This is a genomic window from Pleomorphomonas oryzae DSM 16300, assembly GCF_000422965.1.
Lineage (GTDB): Bacteria > Pseudomonadota > Alphaproteobacteria > Rhizobiales > Pleomorphomonadaceae > Pleomorphomonas > Pleomorphomonas oryzae.
This window is the reverse complement of sequence record NZ_AUHB01000011.1, coordinates 190,950-202,194: the sequence shown is the minus strand read 5'-3', so window position 1 is coordinate 202,194 and position 11,245 is coordinate 190,950. Positions and strand designations below refer to the sequence as shown.

Annotated in this window: 8 protein-coding genes and 1 pseudogene; 5 read left to right on the top strand and 4 right to left on the bottom strand. The window is 62.5% G+C overall.

The features are described 5' to 3' along the window. Positions 1–298 precede the first annotated feature (298 nt). Together G522_RS0118420 and G522_RS0118415 are read right to left on the bottom strand one after the other, a co-directional pair. A complete protein-coding gene (locus tag G522_RS0118420) occupies positions 299–1,027 on the bottom strand; it encodes a siderophore-interacting protein (RefSeq protein WP_051228801.1) in 729 nt (242 codons plus the stop codon). Continuing rightward, positions 1,027–1,716, bottom strand: coding sequence for an O-methyltransferase (locus G522_RS0118415; RefSeq protein ID WP_026792307.1), 690 nt, complete (start codon positions 1,714–1,716; stop codon positions 1,027–1,029). Before G522_RS0118415 ends, G522_RS0118420 begins: the two co-directional genes overlap by 1 nt. A gap of 137 nt (positions 1,717–1,853) precedes the next feature. Between G522_RS0118415 and G522_RS0118410 the strand changes: the two genes are divergently transcribed. Then, positions 1,854–2,663 carry an AraC family transcriptional regulator gene (locus tag G522_RS0118410; protein ID WP_026792306.1) on the top strand — a complete coding sequence of 270 codons (810 nt, stop codon included), beginning with the start codon at positions 1,854–1,856 and terminating at the stop codon, positions 2,661–2,663. Positions 2,664–2,815: 152 nt separating this feature from the next. After that, on the top strand, positions 2,816–3,385 hold the full coding sequence (locus G522_RS0118405) for a GNAT family N-acetyltransferase (protein ID WP_026792305.1): 570 nt from the start codon (positions 2,816–2,818) through the stop codon (positions 3,383–3,385). A gap of 303 nt (positions 3,386–3,688) precedes the next feature. On the opposite strand, the pseudogene G522_RS0118395 reads toward G522_RS0118405, so the two are convergent. Then, positions 3,689–4,654, bottom strand: a pseudogene (locus G522_RS0118395) (aldo/keto reductase); the annotation flags it as partial. A 246-nt stretch (positions 4,655–4,900) separates the two neighbouring features. On the opposite strand from G522_RS0118395, the gene G522_RS0118390 reads away from it, so the two are divergent. Both G522_RS0118390 and G522_RS30535 read left to right on the top strand, forming a co-directional pair. After that, positions 4,901–5,464: a TetR/AcrR family transcriptional regulator gene (locus G522_RS0118390; protein WP_026792303.1), complete on the top strand. Its 564-nt coding sequence runs from the start codon at positions 4,901–4,903 to the stop codon at positions 5,462–5,464. Positions 5,465–5,960: 496 nt separating this feature from the next. After that, the gene (locus tag G522_RS30535; protein WP_051228797.1) at positions 5,961–8,399 is read left to right on the top strand and encodes a YecA family protein; all 2,439 of its coding nucleotides are present in this window, start codon (positions 5,961–5,963) and stop codon (positions 8,397–8,399) included. A 500-nt stretch (positions 8,400–8,899) separates the two neighbouring features. On the opposite strand, the gene G522_RS0118375 is transcribed toward G522_RS30535, so the two are convergent. Next, positions 8,900–9,787 (bottom strand): LysR family transcriptional regulator, encoded by an 888-nt coding sequence (locus G522_RS0118375; protein WP_026792301.1) that lies wholly within the window; start codon positions 9,785–9,787, stop codon positions 8,900–8,902. 94 nt (positions 9,788–9,881) lie between these two features. Between G522_RS0118375 and G522_RS0118370 the strand changes: the two genes are divergently transcribed. After that, complete coding sequence (locus tag G522_RS0118370) at positions 9,882–11,156, top strand: epoxide hydrolase family protein (protein ID WP_210162940.1); 1,275 nt, start codon at positions 9,882–9,884, stop codon at positions 11,154–11,156. Positions 11,157–11,245 lie beyond the last annotated feature (89 nt).

The window sequence follows — 11,245 nt, the reverse complement described above, 5'->3', positions numbered from 1 at the left end:
TTTGCCACCTCAAAACACCGCCAAAACCGCCTGTCATCGACCCAAGCCAGATGGTTCTCCCAGGGCTCGCAATTTAAACCGGACAGCAGTGGCCTGCGCGAAGGATGACAGGTGAATTATATTTGCAAACAAACATCTAGCCGTTTGCAGCAGCTATTGACGCCGCACATCAGCGCCACATATCGGCAACCATCCACGCCGCGCAGGAGCAACTATCAAGCTGTCATCCTTCGCGTAGGCGAAGGACCTCGGGCAGAACGGAATGCCCGGCCACTATCGGTCTCCCCTCCCCATCCTCTCAATCCAGCCCCACCTTGCCCGGCGCCCAATAGGCCTTGGCGGCTATCCTTCCGCTGGCAACGCCGAGCCGCTTGAGGCTCTGCCTCAGCCGCTGGATGGTGGTGGCCTTGCCCGTCAGCACGAAGCGAGCCCCTGCCGCTGCCTGGGCGGCAAGGCTCTCTTCCAGGGCGGCAAGCTGCGCGTCGTCCGCCCGTCGCTCGTGGAATGTGGCGGCGGCGGCGATGCCGAGTCTGGCCGCCGCCATGCCGCTTCCGACCCTATCCCCCACCTCGAAATGGCAGGCCACCCGCCGCGACGCGTCCGCATGCATCGCCGCGTGCGCCAGCCCGATCGAGGTTTCGTCGCCATAGAGAGCGACCGGCCCGTCGATGCGCCTGAGGTCCAGCGAGGAGCGCGGGCCGAAAATGTCGCACTCATCGCCCGGCCGGACGCCGGCCACCCAGGCGCTGCCCGGGCCCATGCCGTGCACATAGCCGAGGATGCGGGTGCTGCCGGCGTCCGTGTCCCAGTCGATCGGCGTGTAGGTGCGCGTCACGAAGGCCGAACCCATGGCCATCTGGATCTTCTGCCCCGGCAGCCAATCGACGCCCCTGAGTTCAGGTCCCTCCAGCGTGATCAGCCGGTAGCCGTCGCCAATCGCCTCGTTCGCCGCCACACGGGCGCGCTTCATCATCAGGCGGATCAGCGTGCGGCTGATCCGGCCGGGTTCCTTCAGGGGTGCGTTCATTAGCCTACTCGAACTGCAAAAATGTTGCGGCGGCCGGTATCGATCGGCAGCGGCAGCGACAGGTAGCCGTTGGCGGGGTTGTTGATGTAGGCGAGGAAGTCCGGGCAGATGGCCTTTTCCGCCAGCACCGGTGCGCCGGGCTTCAGCCAGGGTTCGATCAGCTTCAGCACCGGCAGGTAGAGCGAGAAGGCGCCGTCGAGCAGCAACAGGTCCACCTCGCCGCCCACGTCCTTCAGCGTCTCCAGCGCGTCGCCCTCGCGGATCTCCACCAGATCGCCCAACCCGGCCGCGCCGAGGTGGAACTGCGAGCGCAGCACCTTGGATGTCTCGATCTCGCTGCCGATCAACAGCCCGCCGCCGTTGTCGCGCAGCGCGGCGGCGAGATAGATGGTCGACACCGCCATCGACGAGCCGAACTCGACGATCCGCTTGGCCCCCACCGAGCGCGCCATCATGTAGAGAAAGCGGCCGTAGACCGGCGACACCGACAGGAAATTGGCCTGATAGCGCTGATAGAGGCCGCGATAATCCGCCTCCTCGGCGGCCAGGACGTCGGCGATCGCCCGGTCGGCGGAGCCGTCGGCGATCGCCCGGCTCTTGCGTTCCATCAGCTCGCGGTCCGACGCTTCGGCCACCAGATGCAGCCGCCTGAGCGCCTCGGACGTGGGGAATGTGATCAGTGCGTTCATGGCCGTCCTCGTACCGTCGTGGAGGCCTTACAGCCTCTTGCGAATAGATAGCGACAAGCCGCCATGGCGTCATTACGAAGCCCTGACAGTTTATTATTCGATCTTGCCAAACGGGCGCCGACAGGCCAGCATGGCGCATGCCCATCCTCACCAACGGCTCCCCGCAGGAAGACTGGATCGACCCGGACGACGTGCCCCGGCCGGTGCTCATCTATGGCTTCGTGGCCGACAAGTTTGTCGGTGTCGAGCTTCCCTCGCATGTCCACGTCAAGAGCCAGCTCATCCTGGTACAGCGCGGCGTGCTGCGCTGCGAAGTGGCGGGCGGGTTGTGGATCGTGCCGCCGCAGAGCGCCATCTGGATTCCCGGCGGCGCGTTGCATTCGGTGTGGATGAGCGGCGCGCTCGAAGGCTACAACGCCTTCATCGATCCCTCCGTCAGCCATTGCCTGCCACAGCGCTGCTGCGCCGTGTCGGTGTCGCCCCTCCTGCGCGAGCTGATGCGGCGCGGGGCGCGGCTGCCGTCGCTCTACGAGGAAGGCGGGGCGAATTCGCGCCTGCTCGCCGTGCTGCTCGACGAGGTGGCAGCCTCGAAGATCGAGGATCTTCACCTGATCATGCCCGCCGATCCCAAGCTGCGCCAGCTGGCCGAGGCGATGATGGCCGCCCCCGCCGACCGCTCGACGCTGGAGGTCTGGGCCAAGCGCGCCTGCCTCAGCGAGCGCACGCTGGCCCGCCGCATCGTCGAGGAGACCGGCATGAGCTTCGGCCGCTGGCGCCAGCAGCTCGCCGTCATGCTCGCCATCCAATGGCTGGCCGCCGGCGCCTCCCTGCAAACGGTCGCCGCCGACCTCGGCTACGAAAGCGTCCCAAGCTTCGTGACGATGTTCCGCAAGACGCTGGGGACCTCGCCGGGACGGTATATGGCCGAGCGCTATGGCGAGGGGTGAGAGGCGAGCGGAAGCTCCAATTTGAAGCCGCAATTCATCGCTGAAATCGCCTCGACGCCTAGGGATGCGAGCCGTCAACTTCTCGGAACACCGGTTTCCAATCGCAACCTTTCCCGTTCGCATCATTGACGGCCTTTTGCAGAGTACTGGACATGCAGATCATTGAAACCGAGCGCTTGATCCTCAGGCCCTTCCGGGAGGGCGATGCAGCGGACCTCTTTGCCTACCTGCGCGCGCCCACGGCCCGCTGCTTCCTCTCGCTCAAGCTCGCGGACCTGGCTGAGGCGGAGACCGAGGTCAGGAAACGCGCCCTCGACGAGAGCTGCGTGGCGATATGCCTGAAACAGACCGGTCAGGTCATCGGCGATCTGTTCGGCGGCGGCAGCGAAGAAGAGGAAGACGAGACGGCCTCGGTCGGCTGGAACCTCAATCCGCAATTCGGTGGTCAGGGATATGCGTTCGAAGCCGCAAGGGCCCTGTTCGACCATCTTTTCCGGGCAAAGGGCTTTCGCCGAATTTATGCCTATGTCGAAGACCACAACAAGGCCTCGCAGCGCCTCTGCGAAAAGCTTGGCATGCGCCGGGAAGGCGTGTTCGTCGAGTTCGTATCGTTCATCAATGACGATGCGGGCAATCCGATCTACGAAGACACCATGCAATACGCCATCCTGCGCCGCGAGTGGATGTCTGGTGCACCAGCGATTGGTCAACCGCAGGCATGACCGGCGTCACAGGGGCTGAGCTGGGTTGCCGGCCCCGACGTCAAGGCCGGCAAGCTGATCCGCCTTCAGCCGGAGGGCGAGCCCTGGAACAAGGCGCCGGCCGGCATTCCCCTGTTGCGCGCCCTGCCGCAGCCGAGCGCCAAGGTCCGCGCCTTCACCGACGCGCTCAAGGCGTCGATCGGCAGCCCGCCGCTGTGGGAGCCGCAACCCTGCGCCTCAGCGCGCAGCCGGCGCAAACCCCGGCACCTGATCCATGATGCGCTGCATCTCCCGATCGTCGGAAATGCCCTGGAAATCGTGGCGCGGCGTATAGGGCGCCTCCAGGCGTCGCACCTCCTCGTCGCTGAGCGTGATCGACAGCGAGGTGACGGCGTCGTCGATCTGGCCCTTGCTGCTGGCGCCGACGAGGGGTGCCGTCACCACCGGGTTGCGCCGCAGCCAGGCGAGCGCGATCTGCGCCCGCGACACGCCGCGCGCCTCGGCGATCGCCCCCACCGCATCGATGATCGCCCGGTCGCTGTCGGCCGTCAGCTTGGTGTAGAGCATGTCGGCGAACGGGTCGCTGCCCGAGCGCGCCGTTGCCTTGGCCGCGTCCCAGCCACGCGCGAGCCGGCCGCGCGCCAACGGGCTCCAGACGATGGTGCCGACGCCCTCGTCCTTGCAGAGCGGCAGCATCTCGCGCTCTTCCTCGCGGGCCAGCAGGTTGTAGTGGTCCTGCATGGAGACGAAGCGCGCCCATCCCCTAGCCTTCTGCAAGTGCAGCGCCTTGGCAAATTCCCAGGCATGCATCGACGACGCGCCGAGGTAGCGCACCTTGCCGGCCTTCACCAGATCATTGAGCGCCTCCAGCGTCTCTTCCACCGGCGTCAGGGGATCGTTGCGGTGGATCTGGTAGAGGTCGACGTAATCGGTGCCGAGCCGGCGGAGGCTGTGATCGATCTCGGTCATGATCGCCTTGCGCGACAAGCCCTTGCCGTTGGGGCCGGGGCGCATCGGATGGCGCAGCTTGGTGGCGATCACCACGTCGTCGCGATTGGCGAAATCCTTGAGCGCCCGCCCCAGGATCTCCTCGCTGGAGCCTTGCGAATACATGTTGGCCGTATCGAAGAAATTGATGCCCTGCTCGATGGCGTGCCGGATCAGCGGCCGGCTCTCTTCCTCCGGCAGCGACCACACGGGATGGCCGCGCTTGGGGTCGCCGTAGGTCATCGCGCCGATGGCGATCGGCGAAACGTCTAGGCCGGTGCTGCCGAGCTTGATGGTGTCCATGATGCCTCCAACAGTGCTAGACTACGAGACCGGAGAGTTCTCCGCTTCGTTGTCAACGGATTAACGGAGAGTTCTCCGTTTAACAAGAGGCATGCGGTAAAATATGTGATACCAAGATGCATTGAAAATGACTCTTGGCATTCCGTTTGCCGATTTCTCATGCACTTGACGCACATGAGAAATCGGCAATGCTCTCAATGAGCGGATGCGTCAGCATCTTCGCGAATTGGTATGAGAGGTGGCGGCGTGAAAGAGCAATCCCAGTCGGCCCAGCGCGCCGATGCGGCGAAAAACCGTCAGCACATCCTGGAGATCGCCCATGACGCTTTCGCCGTGTCGGGGCAGACGTCGCTGAACGAGATTGCCAAGCGCGCCGGTGTCGGCGCCGGCACGCTCTATCGGCATTTCCCCAGCCGCGAAGCGCTCATTCTCGCCGTCTACGCCCACGACATCGAACGCCTGGTGGCGTCGGTGCCGAGGCTGCTTTCAGAGCACGCGCCGCATCAAGCCTTCCGCGTCTGGTTCGCCACGCTCGCCGACTACGTCCGCGTCAAGCACGGCCTCGGCGAAGCGCTGCACAGCCCGGCCGCGCAGGAGGCGATCCGCGACACCTATGCCCCGGTCATCGCCGCGCTCGACCAACTGATCGCCGCCTGCGCCGCCGAGGGCAGCATGCGCCCCGGCCTCCTCTCCGCCGACATCCTGATGCTCATGAGCTTCCTCTGGCGCCTCCCCGCCGACGCCGACGGGCGCGCCCTGGCCGAACGGCTGATGGATGTCGTGATGGACGGGTTGGCGCCCAAAGGGTGACGGAGCGGGTGGGCGAATGCACGTTTCTTGTCCGGGGTGGCGGAAGGGACGACGGCTCACCGTCGTGCCGGCCATCCAATGGCAGACCGTCGGCACCTCGTCCAAAAAGCCGCCGATGACTCGGGTAAAAAAGCGGCCCGAGCTTCGTGACGATGTTCAGGAAGACGCTGGGGACGTCGCCTGGAAGGTATATGGCGGAGAGGGGCGAGGGTGAGGAAAACGCTGCGATTAAAAGCTACATTCCATCGCCGAAACGGCACCGGTAGAGCGTCCGCGCCGCAAAGGTCGGGCCAATAACGATCAACTTCCACAACAATGTAAAACCTGCGCAAGCGCTGATGTTGATACCTTGCGGTTTTGCGAGGACTGCGGTCAGTTCGCGAGTAGAAAACCCTAAGTTGAACTTCCAAACTCACACTCAAGGATTAATGTCACCAAGTTCGAAACCGAAGCGAAAAAGCGTGTGGCATACATCGCCTCGCGCAGGAGAACTCACGTGGCCAAGTCAAAAAGAAACAAGGCCAAAAATATAAAGCCCGACGACCACTTTGCCGCCGGGCCTATTGAATTTGCGCGTTTTGGCCGTCTCGTAATAGGTCGCTCGCGGGCAACCCGAGAAGAGTATGACGCAATTCAAGCACGACTGGCAGCCCAGTATCCCATCATAGTCAGCGATATCGATGATCTTGTCGCTTCCATTGCAGCGCAGATCGCCCGTCTCCCCCCCGATCGCCTGCTTCAACGCGGCTGGTGGGAATATTCTACAATGATGGTCGGCATAGGTGGCAAAGATGCGAGTGACTCCGAAAAACTCTTAGCAGCCCGGATGGTCGATTATGTGCAGAGCATGATCGTGTCAGTGAAGCCGGAGCAGTATGCCGCGGATGTAGGTGAAGAAGATTGGACTGCGCTGAAAGCGGATATCGAAGGCTTGTTCCGTCGTCTTACGCTCGACTATCAGATGTGCATGACGGCTCACCGAAAAGCTCAAGACGCACAACTCGATATGCAGCTAGAGGAGTTTCGGTTTCGCGCCGAAACACTCTGGCTGAATATTCGGGGCAAACGTTATCAGCTTCATGAGCGGCAGGCGTTACTCGACGTACTCGCGCCGCATTCTGAGATTCTATTGAAGCTGTTCGGGCTGGACGCAGATGACCTCGCGGCTGAGTTCGATAAGATTCTAACTCGACTAACGCATGGCCTTATAGACATCGCGGAAGAAATAAAGGAGTTACACGCGAAATCGATAGTTCGGCTTGACGAACTTGCTGCTAAGCGCCAAGTCGCAGATTTTGAAGAACTAATGAATGAATTATTTGAAGACCACGATCTTGCTGCTCAGCGTGACCGCTTTGCAGGCGCGATGATCGGCTTTGATCTGTTCGATGTTGGCAAAAACACAAACCTGCCTAAGGTCTTGCTCGACGCGCTGAGTTATTCTCCCGGCGAAGACACCGAGTTCTTCGCCCCCGGCGAATTTGCGGGATGGCCCCTGCGCATTTGGCCGATAATGCGGCGCCCTTTTGTTAGGCTCAATGGATCAACCCATTGCTTTGACTTCTTCAGCCTGTTCGACAACATATACCGCGTACTGCGACGTATCGTTGTTGAGCTTGACCCCACCTACAAGGAAGCTTGGAATATTGGTCAAAAGGCAATCTCTGAAGAATTGCCGTTTACCTACCTAAAACGGTTGATGCCCGGAGCACGAGCGTACCGCCCAGTTTATTACAGATGGAAAGTTGGCAGCGGTCCGGCTCAATGGCATGAGGCCGATGGCATCTTAATCTATGAAGACCACTTATTCATAATCGAGGTGAAGGGCGGCGCCTTCACGTACACGTCGCCTGCGAACGACCTCAATGCACATCTTGAGTCACTTCGTGCGCTCCTCCAAGCGCCTGCCCGGCAAGGAAGCCGGTTTGTCGATTTCTTGGAAAGCGCGCCAGAAGTCTCGATTGCGGACGCGGAACACAATGAAATTGCGAAACTGCGACGTTCGGATTTCCGGCATGTGACCGTATGCACAATCACACTTGATGCGTTCACAGCGCTGGCGGCTCGCGCGCAACATCTTGCACCGCTCGGGATCAATGTCGGTCAACGCCCGTTGTGGCCGCTTTCGATTGACGACCTTCGTGTCTATGCTGATTTGTTCGACAATCCGCTAATCTTTTTGCATTTCGTCGAAATGCGCGTAAGAGCCGGACATTCTGAAAAGGTCGACCTCAATGACGAGATGGATCACTTCGGTATGTACATTACAGAGAACAACTATACGCAGTATGCGGAAGAGCTTTCCAAGAATGCTGAAAAGATGCAGTTCGACGGCTATACGACTGTGGTCGACGAATACTTTAGTGGCGTGCTCGTCGGCGACGCGCCACCGAAACCTCGGCAAAAGATGCCATACCGGGTTGCAGAAATTCTCGATCTGTTGGCTACCTCGGACGAGCTACACAGAGCTGAGTTATCAAGTTTCATCCTGGACGGCGCCGGCGATTGGCGAGACAACTTTGCTTCGTCTATCGAGAACGCACTGAAGGAAAATAAGGAGCTAAAGCGCGCGCGCCCGCTCTCATGGTATGGTGAAATGGAGACGACATTATTTGTTTGGTCTCTCGACGCACCACGCAACATAGAGGGCGCACTCGAACATACGCGCGTTGTCATGCTCGCGGACGACAAGACAGAGCGCCGCCTCATTGAGCTTGAATACGACAAAAACGCCAAGCTATTCGGTGCTCATCTGCGCAATGTAACTCTTTTCGGACTCTCCACGGCAGAGATCGAGCGTCTGCGCGCGCAGGGCGGAGCGCTGCAGCGTAAACGGATTGCAGGCGCGCAGGCCAAGAAAAAGATCGGCAGAAACGATAAGTGCCCCTGCGGGAGCGGCAAGAAGTGGAAGAAATGCCACGGCCGAGAGGCGTAACTGCCGCCATATTCGCTACTTCCTGATTTAATGGCCCACCAGCCCGCCTGGCAAGGATGCAGAGCGCGCACTTCCATAAACGTTCGTGACGTCTCCCTTGCCGCGTCCGCCACGCCGAAGATGCTGCTGCCCACTTTGCGGGCCGGGTTGGGCCATCGCTCGCGGAGGGCGGCGGAACAGCGCCTTCTCCGGCTCCACTCAGCTCTCGCCTGCTTGCGGGCCTGGACGGCCTCGCTCTCGCGCATCAGGCGGTCGAGGGCGATCATGTCGTCGGTGGGAATGCTGTCGCACACCGTCACCGCCGCCTCGCGGATGGCTTCAAGCGGCCGCTGGCCCTCGGGCGTTTCGCGGAGGGCGGCGACCAGCATGCCGCCCACATTGGCCTGCTGCGACAGCAGGATGTCGTCCTTGGACTTGAAATAGGAGAAGAACGTGCGCGGCGATCCAGAGTCTGCGCCACGGAGAGTAGCTCTTGTCCGCTCCCGGGTCTTTTCCAGAGGTCAGCGCCCCTCCGCCAAACGAGCGGTGACGCGCATGTGTTCGGCGAGCGCATCGATGAATACGCGCACCTTGGCCGAGAGGCTGCGGCGGCTGGGATAGAGCGCATGGACATCGATCGAGGCGGCGGTCACCTCCGGCAATAGACGAACGAGATGCCCGCTCGCGACGGCCGGGCGGACGAGATAATCGGGGAGGTGACCGATCCCCGCTCCGCCCTCCACCACGATCTTTTGTGTGCTTGCGTCCGGTATGACCACCCGCGGCTCCACGTCGATCACGCCGGCGTCGGCAAAGCGCCAGTTGATGCGATCCTGGCGATCGACCAGGCTGTGAGCCGCCAGGTCCGCCACGGTCCTCGGCGTCCCGTGCGCCGCCAGGTACGCCGGGCTGGCACAGAGCCACAAGTCCACCGAAGGCAGCCGGCGAGCGATCAGCGCGGAGTCCGCCATCGGGCCGATCCGGATTGCCAGGTCGGTGTCCGTCGCTGCCAGGTCGATGGGGCGATCGTCGGCGTCCAGCGCCACCTGCACCTCATTGTAGCGCGCCAAGAAGTCAGGCAGCATCGGGGCGATCACGCCAATGCCGAAGGCATGCGTCGCGTTCACGCGCAGGCGTCCGCGCGGCGTGCCCGCCAGTCCCTCCAGGGCCGTTTCCGCCTCGGCGATGTCATCCAGAATGCGCAGGGCGTGGGTGTGAAGCAGCACCCCGGCGTCGGTCAGCCGAACATGCCGTGTGGATCGCTCGACCAAGGCGGCTCCGGCGATGGCCTCCATGCGCGCCAACGCCCGGCTGACCGATGATTTGGGAAGGCCGAGCGCCCGTGCGGTCGCCGATATGCCCTTGAGCTCGGCAATTCGGGCGAACACTCGAACATCATCCAGGTTCATTGTCTCGTTCCCCAGGTGGAACGCTGTGTGCCACTCTCCACGTCTAATCCTTCTTTCCGGAACAAGCTACATCGGGGCGGTGAAAGGATCCGCCATGCCGCCAGCCTCCGACCCCACGCCCAAACCCGGTGAACTGGATCGCCGCGCCTTCCTTGCGCTCGCCGCCGCCCTCGCGATGCCCGCCGCCGCCCCAGCCTTTGGAGAAACGACCATGCCCGGAACGATCAAGCCCTTCCATCTGGCGATCCCAGACAGCGTGCTCGTGGATTTGCGCGTGCGTTTGTCGAAAACCCGATGGCCGGATCGCGAAACGGTCGCCGATACCAGCCAAGGGCCGCAGTTGGCGAAAGTACAAGCGCTCTGCGAACATTGGCGCACCCGCTACGATTGGCGGGCCTGCGAGGCTCTGCTGAACAGCCTTGGCCAGCACACGGCGACGATTGACGGCCAGGAGCTCTATTTCCTCCACGTCCGCTCTCCCGAGCCCGACGCCCTGCCGCTCCTGATGATGCACGGCTGGCCGGGCTCGGTGCTCGAGTTCCGCAAGGTGATCGGTCCGTTGACCGATCCGGCCGCGCACGGCGGCGACGCCCGCCGCACCTTCCACATCGTGGCGCCCGCGATGCCCGGCTTCGGGTTCTCGGGCAAGCCGGCCTCGACCGGTTGCGGCCTGCCCCAGATCGCCGATCTCTACATCAAGCTGATGGCGCAGCTCGGCTACACCCGCTGGGGCATGCAAGGCGGCGACCTGGGCGCCGGCGTCGCCGACGCCATTGCGCGCAAGACGCCCGCGGGCCTGGTGGGGACCCACCTCAATTTCGCGATGGTCATGCCGACGCCTGAGGAAATGGCGGAAGCCTCACCTGAGGAAAAGGCGATGCTCGGCGACGCCAGGCACTTCTGGGACGATCTTTCCGGTTATGCCAAGCAACAATCCACGCGTCCGCAGACGATCGGCTATTCGCTGGCGGACTCGCCGTCCGGGCTGGCGGCCTGGATCTACGCCATGTTCCAGGACACCGGCGGCACGCGCGGCGACGCCGAGGGGTCCTTCTCTCTCGACGAGATGCTTGACGACATCATGCTGTATTGGCTTCCCAACACGAGCGCGTCCGCCGCCCGGCTCTACTGGGAGCTCGCCAAGGCTGGCGGGCCGGCAGGCGGACAGCCTGAAGGTCCGATCGCCGTGCCAACCGGCTTCACGATGCTGAAGGGCGAGCACGTCCGCATCTCCAGGCGATGGGCCGAAAAGCGCTATTCCCAAGTGATCTATTTCAACGGCGAGAATGACGGCGGCCACTTCGCAGCGCTTGAGCGGCCCGAGGTGCTCGTGGACGACATCCGCGCCACCTTTGCCCGCCTGGGCTAGAGCAGGTCCAGCAAAAGTGGGAACCGGTTTTGCGTCCGGAACTGCGTCTGACATCAAGCGCCTGATTGCGAACGTTGGAATTCGGCAGC